The sequence below is a fragment of the Streptomyces spinosus genome (genome assembly GCF_020400655.1).
GTDB lineage: Bacteria > Actinomycetota > Actinomycetes > Streptomycetales > Streptomycetaceae > Streptomyces > Streptomyces argyrophylli.
On sequence record NZ_JAINRC010000003.1, the window covers coordinates 223,937 to 249,032 of the forward strand.

General features: G+C 67.9%; 25 protein-coding genes and 1 pseudogene. 10 read left to right on the plus strand and 16 right to left on the minus strand.

Annotated elements, in window-relative coordinates:
• Position 1: 1 nt before the first annotated feature.
• Genes LG395_RS07915 through LG395_RS07925 form a run of 3 tightly spaced genes read right to left on the minus strand, consistent with a single transcriptional unit; the run spans position 2 to position 2,371 of the window.
• Positions 2-604 (minus strand): DUF2637 domain-containing protein, encoded by a 603-nt coding sequence (locus LG395_RS07915; protein ID WP_225808904.1) that lies wholly within the window; start codon positions 602-604, stop codon positions 2-4.
• 34 nt (positions 605-638) lie between these two features.
• Positions 639-2,015, minus strand: coding sequence for an FtsK/SpoIIIE domain-containing protein (locus LG395_RS07920; RefSeq protein ID WP_225808905.1), 1,377 nt, complete (start codon positions 2,013-2,015; stop codon positions 639-641).
• Complete coding sequence (locus LG395_RS07925) at positions 2,015-2,371, minus strand: SCO3933 family regulatory protein (RefSeq protein WP_225808906.1); 357 nt, start codon at positions 2,369-2,371, stop codon at positions 2,015-2,017. The genes LG395_RS07920 and LG395_RS07925 overlap by 1 nt, the downstream gene beginning before the upstream one ends.
• 178 nt (positions 2,372-2,549) lie before the next feature.
• Here LG395_RS07925 and LG395_RS07930 point away from each other — a divergent pair, with 178 nt between their 5' ends.
• Entirely contained in the window at positions 2,550-2,912 is a 363-nt protein-coding gene (locus tag LG395_RS07930) for a hypothetical protein (protein ID WP_225808907.1), read from the plus strand.
• A 22-nt stretch (positions 2,913-2,934) separates the two neighbouring features.
• On the opposite strand, the gene LG395_RS07935 is transcribed toward LG395_RS07930, so the two are convergent.
• Positions 2,935-3,723 (minus strand): GntR family transcriptional regulator, encoded by a 789-nt coding sequence (locus LG395_RS07935; protein ID WP_059252478.1) that lies wholly within the window; start codon positions 3,721-3,723, stop codon positions 2,935-2,937.
• 109 nt (positions 3,724-3,832) lie between these two features.
• On the opposite strand from LG395_RS07935, the gene LG395_RS07940 reads away from it, so the two are divergent.
• The 4 genes from LG395_RS07940 (at position 3,833) to LG395_RS07955 (ending at position 6,442) form a co-directional block, all read left to right on the plus strand.
• The gene (locus LG395_RS07940) at positions 3,833-4,240 is read left to right on the plus strand and encodes an NUDIX hydrolase (protein WP_225809046.1); all 408 of its coding nucleotides are present in this window, start codon (positions 3,833-3,835) and stop codon (positions 4,238-4,240) included.
• A 46-nt stretch (positions 4,241-4,286) separates the two neighbouring features.
• The gene (locus LG395_RS07945) at positions 4,287-4,715 is read left to right on the plus strand and encodes an ATP-binding protein (RefSeq protein WP_225808908.1); all 429 of its coding nucleotides are present in this window, start codon (positions 4,287-4,289) and stop codon (positions 4,713-4,715) included.
• On the plus strand, positions 4,709-5,089 hold the full coding sequence (locus tag LG395_RS07950; protein ID WP_225808909.1) for a hypothetical protein: 381 nt from the start codon (positions 4,709-4,711) through the stop codon (positions 5,087-5,089). The genes LG395_RS07945 and LG395_RS07950 overlap by 7 nt, the downstream gene beginning before the upstream one ends.
• 837 nt (positions 5,090-5,926) lie before the next feature.
• Positions 5,927-6,442: a pentapeptide repeat-containing protein gene (locus LG395_RS07955; protein ID WP_225808910.1), complete on the plus strand. Its 516-nt coding sequence runs from the start codon at positions 5,927-5,929 to the stop codon at positions 6,440-6,442.
• A 189-nt stretch (positions 6,443-6,631) separates the two neighbouring features.
• On the opposite strand, the gene LG395_RS07960 is transcribed toward LG395_RS07955, so the two are convergent.
• Positions 6,632-7,291, minus strand: a complete 660-nt coding sequence (locus tag LG395_RS07960; RefSeq protein ID WP_225808911.1) for a hypothetical protein — start codon at positions 7,289-7,291, stop codon at positions 6,632-6,634.
• Positions 7,292-8,230: 939 nt separating this feature from the next.
• Between LG395_RS07960 and LG395_RS07965 the strand changes: the two genes are divergently transcribed.
• Together LG395_RS07965 and LG395_RS07970 are read left to right on the plus strand one after the other, a co-directional pair.
• A complete protein-coding gene (locus LG395_RS07965; RefSeq protein ID WP_225808912.1) occupies positions 8,231-9,292 on the plus strand; it encodes a hypothetical protein in 1,062 nt (353 codons plus the stop codon).
• Between the two features lie 759 nt (positions 9,293-10,051).
• The gene (locus LG395_RS07970) at positions 10,052-10,708 is read left to right on the plus strand and encodes a hypothetical protein (protein ID WP_225808913.1); all 657 of its coding nucleotides are present in this window, start codon (positions 10,052-10,054) and stop codon (positions 10,706-10,708) included.
• Between the two features lie 464 nt (positions 10,709-11,172).
• Here the strand turns inward: LG395_RS07970 and LG395_RS07975 are convergent.
• The 4 genes and pseudogenes from LG395_RS07975 to LG395_RS07990 form a co-directional block, all read right to left on the minus strand.
• Positions 11,173-11,511 (minus strand): annotated as a pseudogene (locus LG395_RS07975) (tyrosine-type recombinase/integrase); the annotation flags it as partial.
• Between the two features lie 270 nt (positions 11,512-11,781).
• Positions 11,782-12,321, minus strand: a complete 540-nt coding sequence (locus LG395_RS07980) for a hypothetical protein (RefSeq protein ID WP_225808914.1) — start codon at positions 12,319-12,321, stop codon at positions 11,782-11,784.
• 434 nt (positions 12,322-12,755) lie between these two features.
• Positions 12,756-14,003, minus strand: a complete 1,248-nt coding sequence (locus tag LG395_RS07985) for a hypothetical protein (protein WP_225808915.1) — start codon at positions 14,001-14,003, stop codon at positions 12,756-12,758.
• 57 nt (positions 14,004-14,060) lie between these two features.
• On the minus strand, positions 14,061-15,323 hold the full coding sequence (locus LG395_RS07990; protein WP_225808916.1) for an OmpA family protein: 1,263 nt from the start codon (positions 15,321-15,323) through the stop codon (positions 14,061-14,063).
• A 110-nt stretch (positions 15,324-15,433) separates the two neighbouring features.
• Between LG395_RS07990 and LG395_RS07995 the strand changes: the two genes are divergently transcribed.
• The gene (locus LG395_RS07995) at positions 15,434-15,973 is read left to right on the plus strand and encodes a Pycsar system effector family protein (protein ID WP_225808917.1); all 540 of its coding nucleotides are present in this window, start codon (positions 15,434-15,436) and stop codon (positions 15,971-15,973) included.
• Between the two features lie 18 nt (positions 15,974-15,991).
• Here the strand turns inward: LG395_RS07995 and LG395_RS08000 are convergent, their stop codons facing one another.
• The 5 genes from LG395_RS08000 to LG395_RS08020 all read right to left on the minus strand — a co-directional run bounded on the left by LG395_RS08000 (position 15,992) and on the right by LG395_RS08020 (position 22,099).
• Positions 15,992-16,873 carry a hypothetical protein gene (locus LG395_RS08000; protein WP_225808918.1) on the minus strand — a complete coding sequence of 294 codons (882 nt, stop codon included), beginning with the start codon at positions 16,871-16,873 and terminating at the stop codon, positions 15,992-15,994.
• Positions 16,870-18,999: a hypothetical protein gene (locus LG395_RS08005; protein ID WP_225808919.1), complete on the minus strand. Its 2,130-nt coding sequence runs from the start codon at positions 18,997-18,999 to the stop codon at positions 16,870-16,872. The genes LG395_RS08000 and LG395_RS08005 overlap by 4 nt, the downstream gene beginning before the upstream one ends.
• Positions 19,000-19,012: 13 nt before the next feature.
• The gene (locus LG395_RS08010; RefSeq protein WP_225808920.1) at positions 19,013-19,765 is read right to left on the minus strand and encodes a hypothetical protein; all 753 of its coding nucleotides are present in this window, start codon (positions 19,763-19,765) and stop codon (positions 19,013-19,015) included.
• Positions 19,766-19,889: 124 nt separating this feature from the next.
• Positions 19,890-20,753, minus strand: coding sequence for a Crp/Fnr family transcriptional regulator (locus LG395_RS08015; protein WP_308071223.1), 864 nt, complete (start codon positions 20,751-20,753; stop codon positions 19,890-19,892).
• A 143-nt stretch (positions 20,754-20,896) separates the two neighbouring features.
• A complete protein-coding gene (locus tag LG395_RS08020; protein ID WP_225808921.1) occupies positions 20,897-22,099 on the minus strand; it encodes an MFS transporter in 1,203 nt (400 codons plus the stop codon).
• Positions 22,100-22,178: 79 nt separating this feature from the next.
• Here LG395_RS08020 and LG395_RS08025 point away from each other — a divergent pair, with 79 nt between their 5' ends.
• Both LG395_RS08025 and LG395_RS08030 read left to right on the plus strand, forming a co-directional pair.
• On the plus strand, positions 22,179-23,207 hold the full coding sequence (locus tag LG395_RS08025; RefSeq protein WP_225808922.1) for an ArsR/SmtB family transcription factor: 1,029 nt from the start codon (positions 22,179-22,181) through the stop codon (positions 23,205-23,207).
• Positions 23,208-23,216: 9 nt separating this feature from the next.
• Positions 23,217-23,723 (plus strand): glutathione peroxidase, encoded by a 507-nt coding sequence (locus tag LG395_RS08030; RefSeq protein ID WP_225808923.1) that lies wholly within the window; start codon positions 23,217-23,219, stop codon positions 23,721-23,723.
• Between the two features lie 132 nt (positions 23,724-23,855).
• On the opposite strand, the gene LG395_RS08035 is transcribed toward LG395_RS08030, so the two are convergent.
• Entirely contained in the window at positions 23,856-24,047 is a 192-nt protein-coding gene (locus LG395_RS08035; RefSeq protein ID WP_030642837.1) for a DUF397 domain-containing protein, read from the minus strand.
• A 188-nt stretch (positions 24,048-24,235) separates the two neighbouring features.
• Positions 24,236-25,093 (minus strand): helix-turn-helix domain-containing protein, encoded by an 858-nt coding sequence (locus LG395_RS08040; protein ID WP_171155351.1) that lies wholly within the window; start codon positions 25,091-25,093, stop codon positions 24,236-24,238.
• Between the last annotated feature and the right edge of the window lie 3 nt (positions 25,094-25,096).

Sequence of the window (25,096 nt, forward strand, 5' to 3'; positions counted from 1 at the left end):
CTCAGAGGTGGGCGGCGATGGCTTCGGCCATGGGGGCCGGGACGCCGAGGCGGGCGCGGAGGGTCGGGGTGTCGATGGGGGTGCCGGTACGGGCGTGGTGCTCGGCAGCGACCTTGCGGGCGTGGGCGACCAGGGCGGAGGGAACGGGCACGGCCGGGTGCTGCGGTGGTGCCTCGATGGCGGGTTGGGCGAGCGGTTCGGGCGCGGCTTCGGGCTCGTCCTCCGGTTCGGGGTCCGTCTTGGGCTTGGTGTGAGCGAGGAGGGTTCCGCCGAGGAAGGCGAGGGCGGGCCAGCCCGCGACGAGGATGCGCAGCCAGGCCGGGACGTTGGCGAGGTCGAGGAGGCCGGCGGTAGCCACGTTCGCGCCGAGGGAGGCGGCGAGGGCGATGACGAACCAGCACCAGGCCGCCGCTTTACCGTCGCCGGAGCGCAGTCGACGCCAGGCGGCGACGAGCAGCAGGTCCACAGAGACGGGGTAAGCCCACGCCTTCCAGCCGTCTTGTCCGGCCGCCACGGCGACGTCGTGCAGATGGGCGAAGGACAGCGCGGCGGCGATGAGCGCTTGGACGAGCACCGCGTCGACGCGGGCCAGGTGGGCGCGCATGATGCGGCTCCTTCCGGAGTCGGGCGGGGAAAGGTCAGTCGGTTACCGGGTGGGGCAGGACGACCGGTGCCGCGCTCTCGACCGGACGTACAGGTACGTCGGGGCGGAAGGGCTTCAGCGCGGGGAGGTCGGGCACGAGGTTGGCCGACCTGCGGCAGGTCTCTGCGGCGTCGCCCAGGGAGAGGTACGGCGTACGGATGCGGGACCAGCCGCCGGAGGTGTCACCCGCCACGGCCAGGCCGGGCCGTTCGGGAGCGATGGAGCAGGCGGCCATGACCGCTTCGGGGGCGATGTCACCGAGCGCCATCTTGGCCGAGGCTTCATCGTTGACGCGGTGGCAGACACGGCCGGTGAGCTGGGCGCGAAGCATGGTGGCGCCCTTGCCGAGTTCGGCGCCGAAGCGCTGCCCGCACACCTCCAGGTACATGCCGGCGGCGCGGCCGAGCTGGGCGAGGCGGATGAGGTGGGTGACCATCTCGTCGCGCCGTTCCTCGTCCTTCTTGGTGGCGACCATGAAGAGTTCGGCCACCTCGTCCACGAACAGCACTACCGGCACTGGGCGTTCGTGCTCAGGCAGGCCCCAGATGTCGGAGGTGATTTCCTCGTCCGGGGTGCCGGGGGTGATGCCCTGCCGGGCCTTGATCAGGTCGTACCGGTCCTCCATTTCCTTGACCAGCACCGGCAGCAGCTCGGCCGCCTGTTCCGGGTCGGTCGCGAGTGCGGAGAGCCGGGGCGCGAAGGGAGCCAGCTCGACACCCCGCTTGCAGTCGATCCCGACGAGGGCGACCGGCTGAGGAGCGAGTCCGGCGATGAGGTGGCGCAAGTACATGGACTTGCCGGACAGCGTGGCGCCGAGGGTGAGCTGATGAGGAATGGTGCGGTAGTCGCGTATGAACGGCGTGGCGTCCTCTCGCAGTGCGACCGGCACCTTCAGGAAGCCGCCCGCGGCGTTGCGCGGCATTCGCACCCGCCGTAAGACGTCGTAGCCGACGAACCGCAGTTCGACGACTCCCGGCTTGACGGTGGTGACGTACACGGCGTGAACGCCCCAGGCATGCCGCAGCCGTTCGGCGGAGGCGGCGAAGTCGGCGGGTTCCTGGCCCGGTGCCAGGCGGAGGCGTATCCGCAACCCGGTCGTGGTGGGCCGGATGAGGCCCCGGCGCGGCGGTACAGGCCGTACCTCGCGCTGTGTCATGGCCTTCACGGCAAGCACCCGCAGCCGGGAGGGAGCCACGGTCAGGCCGCACGCCTCCATGACCGAGCCATACGAGCTGAGCAGCCGGACCGTGGACACCGGCAGGCCGACCGCGGACCAGTACGCCGCCGGGTGCTTGGCCCGGGCGTAGGCGGCCCCGCCGCCGAGCGCGGCGACAGGACCACCCACTTCCAGAAGCGTCGTCAGGTCGGACATCAGGCAGCGGCCCCGGTGGCGGCCGGGAAGGCAGCGGGGGTGACGGCGGCGGCGCGGTAGGCGATGCCGTGGCGCTGCTGGCCGTTGAAGACGGACTCCCACGGCCGGGCGACCAGGCCCGGCAGCGAGACCGGCGCCCCCAGGGTCAGCCCCTCGGAGATGCCGCCCTCCGGAACGGTGACCTTGATCAGCGACGACTCGTCGTCCTCGATGTAGACGACGCCGATGGTCATCAGCGCCTCACCGCTGTTGGCGTCCTTGGCGATCTCGCCGGTCTGCCGGTCGCGGACCTTCGGCTCGGGGGCCTCGGTGAGGAGGATCGTCGCCCCGGAGGTCTCCACACGGATGGTGCGCAAGGCGGGCTCCTATCTACTCGTCTATACAAGATGGATCCTGCGAACCCCTTGATCGGGTTCGCAGGATCACCTTGCCACACAACTCGCCCACTCGTCTATACGAGTAAGCGTGTTGGGGTGTACGAGTTCAGAGGAGCGGCCTACGCCCGATGTCAGACCCACCCGCCAGAATCCACCCATGTTGATAGCGACCAACGGCCGTGGCTACGAGCTGAAGCGCCCCACGAAGCCAGCAGTAGGAACCATGCTCGCCAACCTGAGACGCAACGAGTACTTGATCCTCGAGCGCCGGGACGAGGAACGGGAGGGCGACTGGTACATCCAGGTCTGGTTCCGCGACAACAACACCTACCAGCTGGAATACCGCAACGGTGTCCCATCGGAGCACTACCAGACTCGAACGGTGTCGCAGGAGAAGGTGTTGCAGGCTCTCCTCGACTGGATGCTCGACAAGCCCGGCTGGCGGGAGGGCTTCATGTGGACCAACATCGGCCACATGTTCGCACTGGCTGCCGACGGCGAGGACGAGCCGACCGCTTAGAGCCGTGCCGTCGCCCACCTGATCACGTCGCCGGAAGCTGGTACGAGAGGACGTAGGCGTCCGCCGCCATGACCGTGTCGCAGACCTCGACGGCGCGTCCCTCGGTGTCGAAGGCGGTCCGGATGAGGTGGATGACCGGTACGCCGGCGGCGAGTCGGAGCGTCTTGACCTCGGCGGGCGAGGGCATCCGGGCGCGGATCTCTTCCTCGAAGTGGTCGAGGCGGTGGCCCAGCTCTTCGAGGCGGGCGTAGATGCCGCCGGGGCCGGGGTTGGGTTCGGCGATGGGAGTTCCGCGGGCGATGTCGAGCGGGAGGTAGGAGGTTGCGAACTCGACGGGGCGCCCGTCAAGGAGGTACCGGCGTCGGCGAGCCAGCACGCGCCGCACCGAGCCCAGACGGGCGGAGACGTCCTGGCTGGCCTTCTCCTCCTTGACCTCCAGACTGTCCACCTGGGGATGACTGCCGGCCGCGTCGGCCTCCACGATGAACGCGGACTTGCCCTGTTCCCTGTGCCGCCGGGCGAAGCGATCCGAGGCGAGCCGTCGCACGGGCGGTCGTGGCCGTACGAAGACTCCCCTGCCGTGCTCGGCGTGCACCAGGCCTTCACCCTGGAGGATGGAGAAGGCGTTGCGGACCGTCATCCGGGAAACCCCGAAGTGGTCGACAAGGTCGGCTTCGGAGGGCAGTTTCTCGCCCTCGCGGAATCGCCCACGGTCGATGGCCTCGCGCAGCTGGTCGGCGATCTGCCGGAAGACCGCACGATCGCTCGTGGGGTCGAGATCACCGAGGAGGCCCGAAGAAAGAGGGCTCACGTGAGTACTCCTTTAGGTATCTAGACGAGTGGGCGAGTGTTGTTGCTACGGTGGAGAGCCTAGTCAGCCGAGAGGGCCGAGGAACGTGAGCACTGAAAGCCCGCACTCCGTGAGCGTCGCCGGGGTCGTCGTGGACGACCAAGGCCGGGCCCTCCTGATCCAGCGCCGGGACAACGGCCACTGGGAGCCGCCGGGCGGTGTCCTCGAACGCGACGAGACCATCCCGGAAGCCCTCCAGCGCGAAGTCCTCGAAGAGACCGGCATCAAGATCGCCCTTCCGGCGACCCTGACCGGCGTCTACAAGAACATGAAGGGCCTGATCGTCTCGCTGGTCTTCCGCTGTGAAGCGGCCGACGGTGCGCCCACCACCGGTGACGAGACCCGCGCGCTGCGCTGGGTCACCCGCGAAGAGGTCACCGAGCTTGCCGACGAGGCGTACGCGGTCCGCGTCCTGGACGCACTCGACGCGACGACCCCGCCGGCCATCCGCGCCCACGACGGCGTGAAACTCGTCTAGCCCGAACCCGCTGCACATGGCGGCCTACCAGCATGGAGGAACTTGTATGCACGAGTATACGAGTACAGCTCGGGTCTGGGGACTGAGTTGCCCAGGATTCCCCGAAGAAGTGAGCCGGGCCCGCCGCTGGACACGCGACATCCTGCGCGGCTCCCCCTTAGCCGAAGACGCCGAACTGATCGTGAGCGAGCTGAGCGCGAACGCGATCCTCCACACGGCCAGCGGCCGGGAGTACGGCAGCTTCCACCTGGCGGTAGCGGTCTCGGCTCAGGTGGTGGCGGTGTCCGTCACCGACGACGGCGGCACGGCAACGGCCCCGAAGGTCGAGCACCAGGACCAGGACGCCGAGCACGGGCGGGGACTGGGCATGGTCAGCGTGATCGCCCACCGGGTCGTCGTGCACGACAGCGACCAGGGCCACACGGTCACCGCGGAGCTGTACGCGGACACCCATCTGGGAGGCCACCCATGCTGAAGCCGCCCCAGTGGGGCTACTGGTGCGAGTGCTGGACCGAGGACCTGACCGAGGAGCGAGGGCCGGCGCTACTGGCATCGTTCGACGCGTACTCGGCACCCCAGGCGGACCGTTGGCTAGCGGTCGCACTCCGCACGATCTCACCAGCCCTGGACGCGGACGCCTCCGACGAGGCGTGGGAGTGGCTGTACGAGGGCCGCATCGAGACCCGGCGAGCCCTGCTGCGCGCCGAGCCGTGCACGGTGTCAGTGACCCACGCCAGGACCCGCATCACGTGGACGATCCGACCGGTGCTCTTCCTGCCCCTCGCGCAGCGTCAAGCGGCCGAACTCCCAGCGTGCGCGTACGACTTCAAGCCCCGCCCGCCAGAGTGAGTTACAACTTTCTCTACTGGTTCAAGGCGGCTCGCTCCGCTCACCGCGCGCGGCCCGGCCCCCGGCCGGGCCTGCGCTCCTGTCTCCGCCCCGCTCCAGCCCGGCCAGCGCCCGGGCCGCGCACTGAGCAGTCAGCCGCCTGATGTTAGAGAAGGGGTACGTCGTGGCTGGGGCGGTCGGCTCCGCGGCTTTAGGCAGCCACTTTGGCGCGAGCCTCGCAGATCATGGCCCCAACGTCGTGCTTTACCGGGCAGGTCCACAGACTGCCCGACGCGCCGGAAGCTTACGGGGCCATGATCACTCGCGCCAAAGCAGCTCCAGCCCAAAGCCGCTCCACCGACCCATGGGGCATCGTTCACGTAGCAACTTGGCTACAAGAACCGGAAGACGTCTCTTGCAAGTATCGCCCCAGGGTATGCCGGTGACATGAAGAAGCGCATGGGTGCGGCTGTTTCTGTGTCTCTCGGCTTTGCCCTCTTCTCTGTCCTGATTTGGAAGGGGCCGTGGTGGGCAGACGCGGGACACCTTGGACCAGGACTAACGCCAGGAACGGGAGCCGTTGTGACGGGCTTCCGCACTGCGGTAGTAGCGGTGGGGGCCGGAGCGGTAGCAGCCGTTGGCCTGTTTTACACAGATCGGAACTACCGTCATACGCTGAGATTGTTTGAGCATTCGCGAGAGATGGACCGACAACAAGCCGAGCTTACGCGAGAAGGGCAAATCTCTGACAGGTATTCCACTGCGATCTCTCTCCTTTCCTCAGAGGAAACAACAAAGCGACTCGGGGGAATTTTTGCGCTTGAGCGAATAATGCACGACTCGCCTCGGGACCACCTAATGGTGGTGGAGGTGTTAGCGGCATTCATTCGAGAGAATGCTCCAGAACCCGATCCCGCCAATCCCCTCTACTTGGAGGACGGACGCAAGTACCGTCCGCCAGAGTGCGTGCAAGCAGCCCTGACGGTCTTGGGGAGAAGACCTCAGAGGCCGGAACCCTTCCAGATTGATCTAAAGCGCACCGACTTGCGGGGAGCAGATCTTGCAGGAGCCCGTCTAGACGGCGCGTGCCTCGTCAAAGCCTCGCTGCGGACAGCTGACCTCAAAGGAGCGAGCCTTGTCGGAGCCGAGCTTCGTCGGGCGCGGCTGGAAGGCGCGGATCTGACAGGTGCGGATCTCACCGAGGCGGACGTAGGTCGAGCACACTTTCGTTCAGCTCACCTAACGAACGCCACGCTCAGCACCACGCGCGGCCTTACCGTGGATCAGTTGCTACAGGTCTACAAACTACCCGGCGTCCGACTTCCGGATGAATTGGCTTCCGATGCCCGCATCGTGGCCAAGATGACCAAGTAAGACCTTGCTACCACACCGAGCCAGAAGGGCTCCGTGCAAGCAGCCGCGACACGCCGCCGTCCACTTCAACGGCGGTACGGATCGCTCACCGCCAGGAGGAGGCCACAAGGGGGCCATGAGGCATGGGCCACCGCCCCTTCCGGACCGCTACGTCTACCGGCTACCAGTGCGCCACGGTTCCACGGTCGATCAGCGGAGGAGTCCACCGCCGGGGAGAAGCGCCAAAACGTTCTCCAGGACGGCTCTCCCAAGCGTCCTCGCTCGTACGCTGGGCGGTTCCGTCACCTCCGCCACGTCGACCAACGGGAAGCTGGTGCATTGAGTGGGCCGGCGATCACCGTCGACCAGAACCGTGATTGTCACAGTCTGCCCTTTGCGCAGCAGGGTCGGCTTAAGCTCAATGCCGCCGACCAGAGGTCCAGTGGGCATCGCGCCGTTGTCGACATAAGTGTTGATCAACTGACTCAAATCCGCAGCCGGCGTGGAACCGTATTCCAAGGTTACGAGAACGGGAGCCCCAAACGAGAACCGCAACGGGGCACCCTCGTGAAACATGGCTGCCGTGATGTCGTGCTTGCCAAGATTGGCGATTACGAGGTCGATGATGCGGGGCTTCTCCAACTGCGTGTTGCCGAGCCGCACCGTGAGCGGGCCGTTTTCTCCCGCATAACGGGACTCAGCGAACAACGGGGTATTGGACTGCTCCCACCAGCCGACCTTGCGCTTGGGGTTACTGGCCCTGAGCGTGGCCCACGCACTCAGCCAACCGAGCAGTACAGCAACGATGGCAGAGACGATGATCGCCCACACATCTACGTTCTGCCACCAACGGCCCGCGAGTATCTCCATGCCCCGAAAATACCTGAACCGTGTGGCTTGCAAGTCCTGTACAGCAGCCTCTGCTTGACCAGGTCGAAGTGCCGTCAGCCAGGAAGCCACCCGCGCTCAGCCGCATAGTCCGCACCAGAGCACGTAGGAACCACCGCAGCGGAGCGCAGCTAGAGTGGCCACGGACGCCTCGTCGGTGCTGACCAGCAGCCCTTCGAGTAGTTCCCGCTCCGTGCCTCCACCCCCACCGGAATCCTGCTGTACAGCAGCCGGATACAGCAACACCGCAGCCGGCTCCATCTCGCAGCGTCTCCCAGAGGCCGATGCACGACCGGTATGACCGTCCTCAACTGTTCTCTAGAGTTACGGATCAGAAGGTGCTGCCATGGTGTGCGCACCAGCCGCACCACAGGCGCACCAGATCGAGCGGGGAACAGCGGGGAATCACGGTAAAAGTGGCTAGGTCTGACGATGCCGCACCGGCCGTCCGCCCAGGTCAGCGCCCGCACCGATCTCGAATGATCGCAGCTTCCCGAGCTGAGAGCTCAGGCGCCGCCGTCGCGCGCCTGCCTCCATGGCTTGCTCTGGTCGACGGCTTTCGCAGCGTGGCTAAGGCCGGTGGAAGTACAACGGGCACACGCGTGCGTGGTCGGCCGACGAGCCTCGCCGTCGTGGCTGACTGTCGTCGGTTGAGGTTTAGACGGGCCGCGTCGAGGCGCCGGCCGCCGACTGAGCGCGCCAAAGCTGGGCTGTCCCTGGGCTGCCCGAGGTCGCTGGACACTGACCGACGACGACCACCAGGTGAGCTGGGCCACTGCCTCTGACCGGCAAATGCCCAGCTCACCAAGGTCCTCGACAAGACCCAGGGGATGAAGGAACAGGGCTTAGCTCACCCATTTAGGCTCCACCCACCTCGTCCATGAGCAATACTCCTTGTGCCGTCAAACGCTAGGGGGAGCCGTGGCAATCAACGTAGTGGCACGAAAGCTGCTTTGGGGTAGAGCAGGCGACCAGTGCGCTATGCCCGACTGTTTCCAGTCGCTCACGATCGATCTCGCCCACGAGGAGTCGGAGATTTTGGCTGCCGCTGGAGCCGTCATTGGCGAAGAGGCTCACATCAGATCGAGTCAGCCGGATGGGCCCCGCCATGACCCCACATATCCCACCGAGAAGCTGGATACATACGAGAACCTGCTACTACTTTGCCCAACTCATCATGCCATAGTCGACAAAAATGGCGGCTCCGAATTTTCCGTCGGTAACCTCGAAACCATTAAACGGCAACATGAGGCGCGTATAACTCAAAGCATCGGACCGAACGCAATGCAGCGCAGAGTGATCGAGGAACGCATGACCGCAAGGGTCTTGCTATGGGAGCAGAAAGTTGACCTCGACAATTGGGCCGCAACGTCAGGACAGCTTAATATGCCCGTCCCGGTTCTCACGCACGAACGGTACAACCTCCTTCACTCTGCATCAATCTGGCTCTTCGAAAAGAAATGGCCGCGAGCATTCCCTAAGACTGTCGGAGCATTCCACAATCTCGACACGGCATTTGGTGACCTCACATCACACGTGTCACAGACCATGGCACCTCGCACTGAAGACCTCTGGGAGTTTGATCGAATCTACAAGCACCTCCATCGATGGGATCCTGCTGAATATGATCGACTCTTCAGAATCACACAGGAAGAAAAGTTCACGCTGTACGGCCTAGTGATTGAAACAACCAAGGCGCTGAACTACTTGATTGACTGCATCATCGAGGAGCTGGACCCTTTCTACAGATTTGATACCGGAGTCGTCCTGATGAGGCAGGGTGACGGGCTGATGCAAGCAGACCTACATCGCATCGAATACAGTGAGGGGGATGTCGAGTCCGGGCGCCTATTTCCAGGAATTGACGCCATTCGCAGACAAGTGACTGAGATGATCAAGGACAATGTTCATAATTACGAAGCCAAAGTCATGTTCCATCTAAACTCTGATGCGCCCGCCAAACAAGAGGTTGATGAGCCGTAGAGATCGTTTTGCATACGCACGCCTGGTCGGCCGACGTACCCACCGTCATGGCTGGCTGTCGTACGGCTGAGGTTCGTGCCACAACCGTGCCAGATGCGGCGGTCAGCCACGGGCAACCCTGGTGCCTCGCGGTCGAGTAGCCGCTCGCTTGCTCGGCTAGCGAAGCCGCAGCTCAGGCGGGAGATCACCCAGCCTCTCTCCTAAAGCGGGTGTGGCCTGGTTCTGATCGTGTGGTCGCGTGCCGGCGGCAACGAGCGAGGCCACTCCAACGACCCGACCTGTCAGTACGCTGGAGGATCAATGGAGTGCCGGTGAGCTAGGCACCCCCGCGCAGGGGGAGCAGCGAGTGTCAAGCTGGGGGGACAACGCCGACGCACAACGGCGGACAAGCGTGGGCGCCTGCGGACCATCGCAACAGCTGAGTGACAGTTCCACCCTTGGCCGAGTGCCGACCCGAGTTGCTTCGGGACGAAGAGGAGCCAAACACTTGCCAGGTTGCGTGGGGAACACCGGGTCTGACTCTTTTCCTTATTAATCGGTGGGAACCCACAGATCGATGGCAGAATGTGGCAGGTGCTCACAAGTCTTCTACCGGGCTTCCGCCACCTCCGCACACCGCTTGCGACTGGCTACGTTTGGTGCGTCGCCGCCTGGTTCGCCTTGCATAGCGAAATACCCCCCGCGCAGGCCGCAACAGGCCCCGTCAAGACAACCTACGATCTGGCGGAGCACTTGGGGAGACCTGCCACTCTGGCAGCGGTGTCCTTCGCAGCGTTCTTGTGGGGAAGTCTTGTACAGGTTCACCCTTCCTCAATCACGAGTCTCGTCAGAAAGTACGAAAGGAGGTTCGATCGTCGTATCACAAGAGGTCCGCTGAATAGGTCAACCGAAGATGCCCTAGAAGACTGGATTCGAGATTTCGAACAGGCTAACGTCTCTACTGAAATGGCTCGCTTCCTGGAGGAAGACAAAGGAGATCGAATTGGAGCCTACTTCAACGTAATCTCAGAGCTCAAGCAGCTGGCCGTACGCCTACAGGTCGCAAATATGGATTTGTTTACCGAGTATGACCGGCGGGCATCAGAGGCAGATTTTCGGATCAACGTAGGCCTGGCCGTTGGGGCCCTCTCTTCTTCTCTGGCATACGATTCAGGGAATTGGTGGACATTGGCAGGCCTGGGCGTCACCTTTATCATGCTGTTGAACGGCATGGCATGTGAGCGCGATAGCAATGATGTATTGATTCAGTCGCTCGTCGCGAATGTCATCGAGTCGACCAGCTTGACCCGTTATAAGGAGTCCATTCAAGTTCTTGACAGCGTCGCTGCCTCGTTGAGCGGGAGATCGCCAGAATCGGATTCCATACGAACAGAGCACGCAACAAATCAGCCTGGCGATCCGCAGACAGAGTTGTGACTGCCCCATAAGGTCTAGGTCGACACCTGTCGCCCTACCCTAAGCGCGCGTGAGTTGCGCGCCCTCGTGTGTGCCCTCGGCAAGAAGATCCTGGCAAGGGCCAAGGTAATCCCGAGTGACAGTCGACCTATGAGGGTGGACATGGAGGGTCGGTCCCCGGCACCTTCTCCGCTGTGGTGCGCTCCAAGTCACCACGAGACCATCGTGCTGGCGGACGCACGCGGTTGCGCCGGTCTGACATCCACGAGTGACATCAACGGCTCCGAACGTCAGCACTTCTAGGTGGTGTTGCATGGCCAACATGGCCGGGCAACACCGCAGCCGCACTGGGGAGTGATCGAACTCCTAAAGCGGGTGTCGCAGGTTCGAATCCTGCCGGGGGCACCAGTTCAGAGGGCCCTCACCTCCCAACGTTGGGAGGTGAGGGCCCCTCTGACATTTACAGCTGCCATCAACGGGCAAGGTCACTGACGACCGGGGCGCCTCCTGAGCAGCCGGTCCATGTGGCTCATGGCCCCCCGCCGGGTGTCCTGCACGACGTGCGTGTACACGTCCATGGTGATGCTGATCTGCAAGTGGCCCAAGATCCCATCACCAGGCGGGGCGCGACTCCGGCCACCGCCGTGAGGAGAGTCGCGGTGCCGTGCCTGGCGTCGTGCAGCCGGATCACGCGGAGGCCGGCGGACTGGGCGACGCGGGTGGAGGAGCGGTAGACGTTGCGCGGCTCGACGGGTCGCCTGGTCCGGGTGGCGAAGACGCAGCCGGACTCGTGCGGTTGCCTGCCGCATCCGGTGCCAGCGCAGGCGCGTCAACGAGGGCCCGCACCACAACCGCACCAGGTCGAGCGGGGAGCAGCGGGGAAGCACGGTGAAAGCCGTAGAGCCGGCGGGCCCCCGGTTCGACCTGTTCGCCCAGGTCAGTGCCTCCGCCAGTCCTCAATGATCTCAGCTTCCCAAGCTGAGAGCGCGAGTTCGAGAGCGACCTGGGACTTTGTTGTTGGGCTGGGCCGAGTCAGCGGGCTCCAAGATCCCATCAAACCAGTGCCCGGAGCGGCGGCCCCTAAGCCCGTGGCTTCACACACCGCGCTCGGCCGGCACACGAAACACCGGGCCTCGGGCACCCAGCAGCCCGGGCACGGTCTGCCACAGGTCCGCCCCGTTCACCCGCTCCCATTTCGCGGTCGCCCGGGACTGCGCCCACTGGGCCACCGCCACCGGAACCAGCAGGAGCGGCGGCGTCAGCTGATGCGAGGCCAGGCCGATGAGCATCATCCAGCAGACCGCTCCACCCACGAATCCGGCCGTGCGCCGCAACGACAGCCGCTGCGCCGCGTTCTGGCCGGTGTGCGGTTGTTCTTCGGCGCTGTCGATCCGCACGGCATGCTCGTACGTGCGGCGAAGCCGGGCGCGGAGACGGAAGCGCAGCGGCAGTAGCACCAGGGACACAAGAGCCACCGCGACTGCTCCCACCAGGAGGGTGTCCAGCCGGTGAGCCGTACCGATCAAGACCAGGAGCAGCCCTTCGGACAGTACCGCGCCGCCGACCATCATCAATGCGCACGTCTGCTGGAAGTGCACCACCCTTATCAGCCCGGGTCCGGCGTCTGCGGTCATCGTCCCAGCTCTCTACCCGTACACCCGCACGGGCAGGGAAGATCCAACGCCGTATGGAGTACGGCGTCAACAATCCGCGCGCCAGGACATCACCAAGACTGTCGGGCCCAGCTCCTAGGCGCAGGGCAATGACGGCAACGCTGACGGCGACGGCCGCCGGCAGGCGTCGATGAAGGCCGTGGTGCCCCGAAGCAGTGAGCAGGGCCCGCCGCTACTGGTTCGAGGCGGCTCGCTCCGCTCACCGCGCGCGGCACGCACTGCGGCCAGGGTTATCCGCTGCGGGTGCGGCCTCCCGCAGAGGTCTTCTCGGAGGGGTCCGCTCGACGAGGGCCTTTTCCAGGACTCGGCGCGGTCGGGAACCGCGGCACCCGGCCGGACACCTGTAGGGCCGGCCGGGAGTCAATGCGGGCTCCCCCGGCTGGTCCCGGCCGACGTCATACCGGGCCGAGTTGGCAGTCGATGCGTGTGATCAGCTCGGTGCGGCGGTCGCGCAGCTCGGTCGGGGCGCAGGTGACGGCGATGCGGTGGGCTTCGACCAAGGGGCCGAGCTCGGGTGGGGGTTCGACCACGCCGGAGAAGAGGGGCGCCAGCCACGCGGCTGTCGGCGCCTGCGCCTCCACTCCGCCCGGCGAGGCGGCCGGGGCGGGCGGGAGGTGGCCGGCCTGTCCGTGGAACATGCGGGCGGTGAGGATGGCCGCCTCCCAAACGCGCATGCTCTCCAGGCGTACGTGCGAGGCCAGTTCATCGCGCAGCGCGCACAGGTCGCTCCATGCCCGCTCATGCTCGCGCAGGGCGTCGCCGACTCGCCGTACCAGCCAGGCATACGTCAGCCTGGCCCGCAGCAGGCCACGGCGGGCCTCGGCTGCGCTGTCCGCGTAGGGGTTGTGAGCGACGACCTTCATCGCCACCGCGGTGATCGCGAGCACCAGCATCAGTACGGCGACCCAGCCGGGCGCGTAGCGGGCGCCCTCCACCTCCTCCGTTCCCGTGTCCCGGGCCCTCAGTGCCGCCCACACGGTGACCGTGGACAACACGGCGGCCAGGTAGAGGACGGGCAGGGCGAGCGAACCGAGCAAGGACAGTCCCGGGCGGCGGTCGCGGAGAGCGTGCAGCCACTCGCGTACGCGGTGCAGCGGCGCCGCGATCGCGTGGCCGGACAGCATCAAGGCCAGGGCCAGGACGACACCGGGCAGGAAGGAGACGGTCTGCTCAGCCAGTGAGACCGTCTCCTCGCTGGTGGTGAGGTACTGGAAGACCCGGGTGAAGTACCACGCGTCGAACAGGGCCATGGCGGCGACGACCGGCCAGCGGAGGACCCGTATCCACATCTCTCGGCGGCGCCGGTCGTGGGCGCCGTCCTCCGCGTGACGGGATTCGACTGCCTGGTGGGCCACCCGGCTCGTCCGGAGAGAGGCCGCGGCCTCGAAACGAGCCAGCGACTGGACCGCCTCCTCGGTCCGTGCGTGGGCGTCGATCGTACGGCCCCGGGCAGCGGCGAGCTGTTCGCGATTGCGGCCGACGATCTCGGCGACCTCGCGGGCCGCGCGCAGCAGCATCCGCATCTCACCGTTGTCCAGGTGTTCCGGGTCCCGTTCGGGACCGCGTTCCGCGCTTTTCACCAGGTGTCGGATGTCGCATCCGCAGCCGTGGTGGCAGGGGATGCCTCGATGGGTCTGGGACATGGACGACGTCCTTTCTGCGATCTGCTTCTGGGGCGGCTGCGGGCGGAGCCGGGTCGGTCAGCGGCGCACGGTCACGGTGATTTCCACTCGGCGGTTGCACGCCATGGCCGCGTAGTCCGGTACGCCGTGGTGGTACTCAGGGGTGCAGCTGGGCCTGTCGTCGGAGTAGCCGCGGACGGATGCCACCGTGATCCCGCGCTCGGCGAGGGCGGACCGGACGGCCCGCGCGCGGGCCAGTGAGAGCTGCCTGCCGTGCTGTTCGCTGCCGCGCGAGTCGGTGTGGCCGGAGACGGCGACCGAGAGGGGATGGAGGTCGTTGATTCGCCGGGCCGCGTCGTCCAGTGCGCTCTGTGCCGACCGGGACAGCTCCGCGCTGTCGGTCGCGAACAGTACGGAGCCGGGCAGGATGATCGTGGTGGTCCGCCCGGACCGCTGCTCCGCGACGGCCGGGAAGGTCACCTCCGGTTCCGTGCCGCCGGCCCCGGTGTTCCTTCCCGCTTGGCGGATCCGGGCGGTGGCGGCCACCTCGCACGAGGAGGCGCCGGTCGCGTCGCACATTCTGGTCCAGAAGGTGGTCAGCCAGGAGGTCTGCGGAGAGGACGGCACAGCGCCCCGGGCAGCGTGGCCTATCCCTACGAGGGTCACCTCCGCGCCCGTCAGGTCGGGCAGTTCGCCTGCCGTGCGGCAGCGCTCCACCGCCGCCTTGATCTCCGCCGTGCCGTCGAACCCGGCGGAGCGCAGGTCGGCGCAGCCGGTGTTCGTCAGCCCGTCGGTCGCCACGACGATCCGGCGGCGGCCACCCTTCGAGCCGAGTTGGTCGTCGGCCGCGGCCAGCGCGCCGAGCACATCGGTCCGACCGGTGCTCGGCGCTTCGGCGGCCAGCTGCCGCAGCCGTTGCCTCAGACAGGCGCGCCGGCCGTCGCGCCGGTCCTTTTTCCGCGTGTCAGTGCCCTTCACGGGCGTGACGTACGCACGGTTCACCGCCCAGCTGACGGTGGCCCTGGTGCCGTCGAAGCCTGCGGCGGACAGGGTGCCGCCCTCCAACTCCGAGGGCGCGAGTTCCCGGGCGTCCAGCACCGTGGTCGCCCAGTCCGGCACCCGGTCCCCCGGCGGGGTGGTCCGGTCCGGCCGGACGGACGCGCTGCGGTCCACGAGCACGATGGTCCGCTCATGGGTGTCGTTCGCGCCGTCGGAGCTTCGGTCCAGCCAGGCGCAGGGCCGGGCTTGGGGCGTGTCGAACGCACCGCAACCGCTGCCCGCCAGGACGGCGGTCAGCGCCAGTGCGGCGGCGAGGAGCCGGCTGGGGCGTGCTGGGGTCAAGAGGCTCACTAGGGTCTCCAATGCAGGGAAATACACATTTGTGACTGTTCTCCGGCGGAAACAGGGGAGTTACTGGAATTCCTCGACCATTCGGTGCCAGGAGGTCCTCCGTGCCCAGTTCCAATTCGTCTGTCGGAAACGCCACTGCGGGAGAGGAGGAAGGGGGTGGTCTCCGGTCGGGGCTGACCGTTTACACGTCACTCCAGGCGTCGGCCCAGTTCGCCGACACCAAGGCCGGCATCCTCGGTGCCGTCCAAGCAGGGCTGATGGCCACGGCCGTACCGCAGGGCGGCGTGCTGCGTGAGGCCTGGGAGCGGGGCGGGCCCGGCGCCTGGGCCACGCTCGTCCTGCTGCTGCTCCATGTGGCGACGTTCCTGCCCGCCGTGTACTACGTGGTTCAGGCCCTCCGCCCCCGCCTGGGGCCGCCGCCCACCCCCAACAGGTTCAGCCTGCCGTTGCTGGCCGTCGCCGACGGCACCGCTCCGCCGGCGGACGAGGCCGGCGAACGCAAGGAGATCTGGCAGTTGATCCCGGTGCTCGCCCAGGTGGTGATGGCCAAGCACCGGCACATCGCCCGGGGTGTCGTCTGGACGGGGCTGATGGCGGTGACGGCCGGGCTGTCCTTCCTGACCGGTCCGCTGCTGGCCTGATCCCCGGGCGCCGTCGTCTCAGTCCCGGGCCTGCCGGGCCCGGGGCAGCGGCTCAGCCGGCTCTTGACCCGGTTCCAGCTCACCCGGCAGTGGCAGGCCGAACAGTCGCATGGCATGTCCGAGTTGACGCTCGTTGGTGGCGACGAACTCGAAGAGGTCCTGCGCCTGGTAGGCCTTCGACTGCTTCTCCAGGAGCTTGACGAATCCGTCGACCTGGCTCTGTCGCTGCCGGAACATGTCACCGACCTCGGTGGCCGCCTTGTCCGGCTGTTCGGCCAACAGCACCGCCCATGGCGTCAGCCAGGCGAGTGCGTCGTCGTTCTGGCGCGCCCCGGCCAACCCGCCGGCGAGAAACTCCCGCCACTTCTCGGCGACCTCGCTCAGCAGCCGGACCTGGAGCGCGGACTTCGCGTACCGGTGCTCGATGTCCTGGAGTTCCAGGGCCGCCTTGCGCTGCTGTTCCAGTACCTCCGGCGCGGGCTGGAGGTAGGCGACGGTACGGCAGCTCACCAGCCCGTTCTCGAAGCATTCCCCTTCCTGCAGGTGGTCGTTGACGGCACGCTCGGCCTCCTCGGCACGGAACGGCTCGTAGCGGCGGGCTATGTCGCGGATCCGTTCGGTGAGCCGCTGGGGCATGACCGCCTGGTAGCCGTCGAGGGCACGGCCGAGCGTCTGCGGGTCGAGGCGTCCCTCGGCACACCAGTCGCAGCGGATCTCGACTTGGAAGCCGAACCCGTCTCCCTTGGCGGGGGTTTCGAACCTGACGATCGAATCGCGATGCACCGATACGGTCTCCGGCACCTCGACCATCACGGCTTCGACGGCCGTCTGTCGCTCCGGCCGGCCGCCGAACAGACCTCGCAGCCAGGCGAACGGGCCACGACGCGACGTACTGGTCACATCGACCACCTCTCCTCCAGAAGGGACTTGATATGCGAAGCCGTTTCACCGTCGGGGAGTTGATGACCCCACAGCCGGAGGTGGAACAGCAGCCGCTCACGCAGCCGGTCACCCTCGGCGTCCGGCTCGGGCAACTCGGCGAAAAACTCGGCCACCAGCTCGTCGAGGCCCGGCTCGTCCCCGGCCCGTTCCACCCACAGCCGCATGCAGGTCCAGCCGCACTGGCGGTGGGTACGGCTGCTGCTGAGCAGGGTCCGCCGGCTCAGCAGCAGCAGGTGTTCACGGGGACCCGACTCCTTGAGAAAGGCGGTGATCGCTCGCTCGCCGCGGAATCTGCTGAGCCCCTGGAGACACTTCGCGGCGTCGTCGCGCAGCCAGTGCCGTGAGGAGGCCGACCACTGGGCCAGCCGTTCCAGCACCTGGGCTCGTGATCCGGCCGCGTAGATCTCCCGTACCGCGGCCCACACGCTCCTCGTCCCCGCCCCGGCGATCCGCTCCAGACTGTTGAGCGCCTCCGCGGGGAACTTCGCACCGATCCGAGTGCCGTACGCGGCCTGGGCGCATGCCTGGAAGTCACGGCGCTGGGACCAGCGCGACAGCAGGCGCTGGACCCGGGGGGCGAGCAACGGATCGGTCACTGCCCGTTCCAGCGCCCAGGCCGCCGCGAACCGCCGCCGGTCGGAGTGTTCCCCTCGTGCGGATGCCCAGCGTACGAGCAGCTCCTCGTGTACGTAGGCCCAGTCGAAGGTCGCCAGCAGACCGACCGTCTGAGCGGCGGACACCCGGATGTCCTCCTCGCCCCGGACGACGAGGCTGTCCAGCCACTCCAGCAGGGGGCCGCGGGCCCCGCTGTGGTCATGCCACAGCACTTCAAGGACCGCCTCACCGAGACCGGGCTGGCTGACCCGCACCAGACACTCCGGGTGCCGCGGCCCGACCGGTTGCCCGGTCCGGTCGGCGAACTCCACGTCCGAATGGTCGAGCCAGTCCCGCACGCTCTCCTCGAACAGCGGCATCTCCGGGACCGAGGAAGGCGAGCGCACCCCGTGCAGCAGTTCCGCGAGCCGGTGGGACTCCCGGCTGACCCGGCTCAGCGTCGTCCCGTCGAGCACCACACAAGCCAACAGGAACGCGTGCGACCACAGAGAGGGCTGCTGCCTTCCGGCGGCGTCGGCCGCGTTCTTCCGCGGCGGTCTGAGGAGCCTGACCGCCTTGGCCCGCAGCTCGGCTCCCAGTCCCTGCACGATCCGGTCGACGTCGTCGCCGTCGCGGACCTGCCGCGCCAGCTGACCGGCCAGGCTGGCGATCTCGGCCATGGACCTGCGCCCGCGCAGGTCTTCCCGCAGGCCCTCGTGCTCCAGGAGTTTGCGGCAGTCCAGCGGGCGGTCGGCGAGCAGCACCTTCAGATGTCGCTCCAGCACCTGGAACGGCATCCCGTCCGCCACCTCGTGCTCGACCACGTGCCCGGTCAGACCTCCGACCGGCACGTGATCGTCGACGATGATCACCAGTGGGGAACGGCCGTACGTCGCCGCCCGCAGCCGTATGAGCAGTTGCGGGCGCAGTTCGTTCGCCCATTCCGTGCCGTCGCCCTCGATGACGTGGCCCCGGCTCGGCCGAAGGCCCGTTTCGTCCGTCACCAGCCGACGGACGCCCGCCTCCGAGTCCAGGACGACGACGCCGGTGTCCATCGCCTGCCGCACGGCGAGCAGCGCCATGGTGTAACGCCCCGAGCCGGGGGCTCCACGCAGCACCGCGACCCCGTGCCGGGTCAGGTGGTCGACCAGGGCGGTGTGCGTGGCCGGTGCCACGTAAAGCTCGCGCAGCAGGTCCAGGTCGTCCTCCGGGACCCGGCCGTCGACAGGATCGACGGCCGGGGTGCCGAAGTAGTTCTTGTAGATCGTCCCGGCCGCGTCTCCGCTGCCGAAGCCGACGGCTCTCGCCTTGACTCCCCCGTCGACGACGGTCTGCGCCAGGCCCCGTTCCCGCAACTGCCGGATGTGATCGTCCTGCTCGTCGGTCGTCTCCGTGCCGGCGGGTATGGACGCGGCCTCGTCCTCATCGGCGGACGGCTCAGCCGGAAGCGGGTCCAGGGGATCATTCACGGGTGCGGTCTTGTCGTCCATGTCTCACGCGCCGTCACCGGTAGTACTTCTTGTGCATGGTCTTGGCCGCGTCACCGCTGCCGAAGTGGAAGACACCGCCCTTGTTCTTCTTCACCACGTTGGTGGGCGCGGGGGCCGCGGTCTCCTCCGGCTCCGGGTCGGCCACCAGCGGTTCCAGCTCCTCCCGGCCGTGCTCCGGCACGTGGATCCAGCCGTAGTCGCTGAACTCCTTCTGGCGCACGTGCACCCTGACGTACCGGCTCGGATCCAGGCCCTGGCCCTCGCCCCGGAGCCGGACCACGTCCTGGTAGATCCGATCGGAGACGATCAACGCGAGGTCGGTCGAGTCGAGAGCCTCCAGTACCCGCTTCAGTTGGGGTGCGTTGAGATAGCGGGCCACGGAGACAGGGGCGGGCCCGCTGTAGCCGAGAGCGGCCGTGCGGGCCACGCCGAAGTCGATGGCGAGCCGGAGCCGCATCCGCTCCTCTTCGGCGCGGTTGGCGTTGCGCTCGCCGAGGCGGACGGCCAAGTTCCGTACGAAGCCACCCAGTACCACCGGTTCCTCGGTTCCGAGTGGCAGGACGGCGAATTCCTGATCGCCTTGCGGCTGACGCTCCCAGGTCGTGCGGTCCAGGCCGCTGAGCACCGCCGCCTCTTCCAGCACCCGCACCAGGTCGGCTTGGAAGGCCTCCTGGCTCGGGGTGTCGAGGCGGCTGTACTTTTCCACGTCGGCGGCCATGCACAGATGCCGCGTGATGATCTCCCGCGCATGTGATTGCGATGTCATGAACTCGGTCACCCGTCTGTCTTGGTCGAACGAGGTCGGGCGTCAACTGTGCGCCCGGAGGCGGGGAACACCGAGTGGGTCGTAGAAATACGGTTTTCGGCAGGCGGTGCGGGCGGCACCCCTGTTACGGAACGACTGCGGGCAGGCGGGCGATCTCCCGCAGCCCTTTCAGGTCGAGGACGGTGGTACGGCGGTACCCCGTGGTGATGAGTTCGTCCCTGCGCAGTTCGGCGAGCGCCTTGTGGATGGTGACCTCCGCCGAACCGCTGAGCGCGGCCAGTTCCGGCTGGGTCAGGTCGACCCCTATGACCAGCCCACGCGGCACCGGATGCCCGTACGAGGTCGCCAGCTCGGCGAGCACGCGGGCAAGCCGCACCTTGACCGGATAGCCCCCGAACTCCACTCGCCGTTGGTTCGACCAGCGCAGCCGCTGCACGACGATCCTGTTGACCGCGCGCGCCGCCTCGGGGTGGCTTTCGAGGAAGGACCGGAGGTCGGACTCGCGGACGATGCTGGCGACGATCTCTCCGCAGGCGGTGACCGTGGCCGACCTCGGCGCACCGTCGTCCATGGCGGCCATCTCGCCGACTATGTCCCCTCCGACCCGGATGGCGAGCAACGCCTCGTGGCCGTTGTCCAGGCGAGCGGTGACCTTGACGAATCCGGAGCGCAAGAGCACCACATGATTGGAAGAGTCGCCCTCACGTATCAGGATGTCTTCGGGTAGATAACGGCAGCGGGTACCGATCCCCAGCAGCTTGGTGCGGACGGGTTCCGACAGGCCACCGAGGAAGCTGCGGGCGGGCCACCCCTCCAGGCCCTGGGATGGGGACTGCGGCGACAAGGGCGCTCCTCTCCTTCTCGGCACCTCTTTGATCTGTTTCCGATCCGTGCGAATCAGCCGTTCCAGAGAAGCAGTTGTCAAGGATCCAGGGCAGAGTGCGCGGAGGTCCACTTGATGCGCTGGGCGCGCGCCAGGGGCGCACACCGTCGCTGAGCGCCCGTGCAGCAGCCTCGGTTATGGGCAGCGCTGATCAGCCGTAGTAGCCGCTGATCGCCTCCCCTCTCAGCGGCACACCCAGGTGTTGTCGCGGGACTACGCAGTGAGGGCAGCCTGTCCGCGCCCCGGCGTCAGGACGGTGACCCTTCCCCCGCAGGCTCGGCGGCGCGGCGGGACGGGGTTCGGTGGGCGGCCGCGGCCAGGGCCAGCGTCACGCAGAGCGAGGCCGTCGCCATCACGGTCATCGCCGTCGCCGGCGACGTGAACTGGGCCACCGCGCCCGCCAGCGCCGCGCTCACGCCCTGGAAGGTCAGCATGCCGGCCGAGTGCAGTCCCAGCGCCTGGCCGGCCAGGTCGCCGGGGGTCAGGCTCATCAGCCGCTCCTGCTGGACCAGGCTCGCGCCGAAACCGGCGGAGGCCACGGTCACGCAGGCCACCGCCACCGGCACCGGCGGGTGCGCGGAGAAGACCAGGTACGGCGCCGCCAGCAGGATCAGGAGCGGGGTGGCCAGCCGACGCCGGGTCGCGGGCCGCAGCAGACGGCCCACCGTCGCGTCCCCGGCGAGCATGCCGAGCGCGGCACACGCGAACAGGGTGCCGGCCGCGTGTGGGTCGTACGACACGTAGAGGGACTCGCAGCCGACGACCAGGCCGTTGGGCAGCCACAGGCCCAGGTAGGTGAGGCGGCGCGGGCGGGACGACCACAGCTCGGCGTTGGCGCGCCAGGTCGCCGACGGCGAGGGGCGGCCCGTGGTCCGGGGCGGGCGGGCGGTCAGGCCGAGGCGCAGGACGAGCGCGGCCGTCAGGTACAGGGCCACGGCCAGCAGCAGACAGGCCCGCGGGGAGAGGGCGGCGAGCAGGGCGCCGCCCGTGGCGAAACCGGCGATCTGCATGAGCCCGCTCATCATGTTGAACAGCGAACGCCCGGGCAGATAGCCGTCCTCGGCGAGGATCTCGTTCAGCAGGCCCCAGCGGACCCCGCCGCCGAGGGAGGCGACCAGACCCAGGACCAGGACGACGGTGAACAGCGCGCCGAGCGGCAGACCGGGCAGCGCCTGTACCGCCGTGCCCGCGGCGAAGGCCAGCGAGATGGCGGCGAGGGTCGTACGCGGGGGCAGCCGGTCGGCGCCGGAGAGCAGCAGGGTCGCGCCGAGCACCTGGGCGAGGGACGGGCCGAACATGCTCAGCGCCGACAGCAGGGGCGAGCCGGTCGTCCGGTACACGAGCGTGCCGAGGGCGAGGCCGCCGGCGGTCCCGGCGGCGGTCTGGGCGGCGGCGCCGAGGAAGAGAGGGGTGAACTCGGGGGTGCGGAACAAGGATCGGTAGCTGGGCATGTTCCGGAGTCTCGGGCGGGCCGCGGCGGAGTCGTTATTGTTTCGCCGTCGTGCGAAAGGTCCGTGCGAGGAGGCGCTCGTGGGTTGGTGGCAGCTCAACGCCGACACCCTGGCACGCAGCCGCTTCGTCATCTCGCCGCTCGCCGAGACGTTCGCCGGGCTGAAGCTGCTGCACGCCGGGCAGGGGGCGCATCCCGGTGAGCACTCCTGGCTGGGCACCCACCTGCCCGCCTACCGGGACAGGCTCGCGGCCGACCCGGTGACGGCCCACCTGGTGCGGGCGGGGCTGGGGCGGGAGTGGATCGCCGACTTCCTCACGCCCACGCCCCGCGACGGCGAGAGCTTCCGGGACGGGATCGCCCGGGTCCGCGCCACCCGGCCGGCGGACGCCCGCGCGCACCTGCGGCTCTCGCTCGCCGGGCCGCTGCCCGCCGGGCTGGACCGGGACGACCTGCCCGAGCGGGCGGCCTCACTGCTGGAGTGGGTGTGGGAGGAGACGGTACGACCGTACTGGGGGCGGCGCCGGCGGGTGCTGGAGGCGGACGTGGTGGCACGGACCGCGCAGGCGGGCCGGGGCGGCTGGGCCGGCGTGCTGGACTCCCTGCGGCCGGGCGGCACACGGTGGCTCGGGGACAACCGGTTCCAGATCAATCTCCACGAGTACCCGCCGCGCGAGATCTCCGGCGCCGAGCTGCTGTTCGTGCCGGTGACGGCGCAGCGCACGGGCTGGGTCGCCTGGGAGGACGACGAGCGGTACGCCGTGGTCTACCCCTGTGCCGGTGTCCTGGCCGGGGACGCCGACCGGGTGGTGCCCGCCGGGCTGAGCGCGCTGCTCGGGGCGGGCCGGGCCGCGGTGCTGGTGCTCCTCGGCTCCCCTCTGAGCACCACCCAGCTGACCGCCGTGACCGGGCAGGGGCTGGGCTCGGTGGGCCGGCACCTGAAGGTGCTCCGGGAGGCGGGGCTGGTGACGCGGCGCCGGGCCGGGCGGTCGGTGCTGTACGTACGGACGGCGGCGGGCGACGTCCTGGCCGAGGCGGGGGACGATGACACGGGGGCCGGTGACGTCCTGGGCGAGGCCGGGCAGGGAGACGGGTCCCGGCGGGGCTAGCATCCGGGCATGACGACTACTGAGCACAACGGCTCCCCGCTGGACGTCGAGATCGGGGCCCTCCAGGGCGGCTCCGCCGATCTGTCACGGTTCGCGGGCAAGGCCGTCCTCATCGTGAACGTGGCCTCCAAGTGCGGGCTGACCCCGCAGTACACCGGGCTGGAGAAGCTCCAGGAGCGGTACGCCGGGCAGGGCTTCACCGTGCTGGGCGTGCCCTGCAACCAGTTCCTCGGGCAGGAGCCCGGCACCGCCGAGGAGATCGCGGAGTTCTGCTCGGCGACCTACGGCGTGACCTTCCCGCTGACGGAGAAGGTGGAGGTGAACGGTGCGGGCCGGCATCCGCTGTACGAGCGGCTGGTGGGCTTCGCCGACGCGGAGGGGCACAGCGGGGACATCCGCTGGAACTTCGAGAAGTTCCTGATCGGCCGGGACGGTCGGGTCGTCGCGCGGTTCTCGCCGCAGACGGAGCCGGAGTCGGCCGAGGTCGTCTCGGCGATCGAGGCCCAGCTCGGCTGAGCACGGCCCGGGCCTCCCGGGCGGCCCGGTGGAACGCGGTGAGCCCTCTCGGCAAGGACGGCGACTGGTCGAGAGGGCTCTCCTGGTGGTGCGTGTGCAGTTGTCGTCCGGACCAGGGTCAGGGAGAACCCCTCACGCCTTGACCGAGGACACGAAGGCGTTCCAGGCGTCGGCGGGGAAGGCCAGGATCGGCCCCTCGGGCGTCTTGGAGTCGCGTACGGCGAGTTCGGCGGCGGTGGGCGACTTGACCTCGACGCAGGCGCCGTTGCCCGCGGAATAGGAGGACTTCATCCACGTCTCCGAAGCGCCCTGAATCAGTGCCATGTCCACTCCTGTTGCGAGTTGCGGTGGTGCGGTTCACGCCAACCATGTCGTCTGACTGGCGTGATCGACGCTACCGGGCAACTGCGCACCGCGGAGGAGCCGTTCACTCGACCGGATGGCATATTCCAGGTGAGCCTTCCATGGGAGCGGACCGGCGGTGTACGATCCCGCGCCCGAGTGGTCCCGCGTCAGTCGGCGTACTCTTTCGCCACGTCCGCGATGAATTTCCGGGACGCCTCCACATTGAGGGACTGTGCCCGCAGATGCTCGTACATCACGGCGTACTTCTGCACGTCCTGCGCCTTCTCCAGGTACAGGTCGCTGGTCACGCCCTCCAGGTACACCACGCTGGAGTCGGCCGCGTCGGCGAACTCCAGGATCGCGTACTGGCCGTTGAGCCCCGGGTGCGCGCCCACGTCGAACGGCAGCACCTGCACGGTGACGTGCGGCAGCTGCGACATCTCGATCAGGTGCTCCAGCTGTTCCCGCATCACCAGGCGGCTGCCCACGACCCGTTTCAGCGCGGCCTCGTCCAGCACCACCCACAGCCGGAGGGGGTTGGCCTGGTCGGTGATACGTTCCTGTCGGCGCATCCGCACCTGGACACGCTTCTCGATCTCCGCGGTCGACGTCTCCGGCAACGCGCCCTGCACCAGCGCCTCGGCGTAGGCCCGGGTCTGCAACAGCCCGGTCACCAGCTGGGGTTCGTAGACCCGCAGCGACTCGGCGTCCGTCTCCAGACCGATGTACACGCTGTACGGGATGTCACCGAAGGTGTGCCACCAGCCCTGCTGCCTGGAGTCCCGGGCCATCTCCATCAGCGAGTCGACGATCCGCTGGTCCTCGACCTCGTACACCCCGCACAGATCGCGCACGTCGCGCTGGCTGATGCTCCTCCGGCCGTTCTCCAGCCGGCTGATCTTCGACTGCGACACCAGCAGCCGCTCCGCCACCTCTTCGGCCGTCATGCCCTTGAGCTCACGGAGCCTGCGCAGCTCCTGGCCCAGCCGGCGCCGCCTGACGGTGGGATTGACATTGGACGCCACGGG

Bases quoted from the DNA above. Each gene is read 5' to 3' on its own strand.
- LG395_RS07915 (WP_225808904.1), bottom strand. From the start codon at position 604: ATGCGCGCCCACCTGGCCCGCGTCGACGCGGTGCTCGTCCAAGCGCTC.
- LG395_RS07920 (WP_225808905.1), bottom strand. From the start codon at position 2,015: ATGTCCGACCTGACGACGCTTCTGGAAGTGGGTGGTCCTGTCGCCGCG.
- LG395_RS07930 (WP_225808907.1), top strand. From the start codon at position 2,550: ATGTTGATAGCGACCAACGGCCGTGGCTACGAGCTGAAGCGCCCCACG.
- LG395_RS07945 (WP_225808908.1), top strand. From the start codon at position 4,287: ATGCACGAGTATACGAGTACAGCTCGGGTCTGGGGACTGAGTTGCCCA.
- LG395_RS07950 (WP_225808909.1), top strand. From the start codon at position 4,709: ATGCTGAAGCCGCCCCAGTGGGGCTACTGGTGCGAGTGCTGGACCGAG.
- LG395_RS07955 (WP_225808910.1), top strand. From the start codon at position 5,927: ATGGTGGTGGAGGTGTTAGCGGCATTCATTCGAGAGAATGCTCCAGAA.
- LG395_RS07960 (WP_225808911.1), bottom strand. From the start codon at position 7,291: ATGGAGATACTCGCGGGCCGTTGGTGGCAGAACGTAGATGTGTGGGCG.
- LG395_RS07980 (WP_225808914.1), bottom strand. From the start codon at position 12,321: ATGACCGCAGACGCCGGACCCGGGCTGATAAGGGTGGTGCACTTCCAG.
- LG395_RS07985 (WP_225808915.1), bottom strand. From the start codon at position 14,003: ATGTCCCAGACCCATCGAGGCATCCCCTGCCACCACGGCTGCGGATGC.
- LG395_RS08005 (WP_225808919.1), bottom strand. From the start codon at position 18,999: ATGGACGACAAGACCGCACCCGTGAATGATCCCCTGGACCCGCTTCCG.
- LG395_RS08010 (WP_225808920.1), bottom strand. From the start codon at position 19,765: ATGACATCGCAATCACATGCGCGGGAGATCATCACGCGGCATCTGTGC.
- LG395_RS08020 (WP_225808921.1), bottom strand. From the start codon at position 22,099: ATGCCCAGCTACCGATCCTTGTTCCGCACCCCCGAGTTCACCCCTCTC.
- LG395_RS08030 (WP_225808923.1), top strand. From the start codon at position 23,217: ATGACGACTACTGAGCACAACGGCTCCCCGCTGGACGTCGAGATCGGG.
- LG395_RS08035 (WP_030642837.1), bottom strand. From the start codon at position 24,047: ATGGCACTGATTCAGGGCGCTTCGGAGACGTGGATGAAGTCCTCCTAT.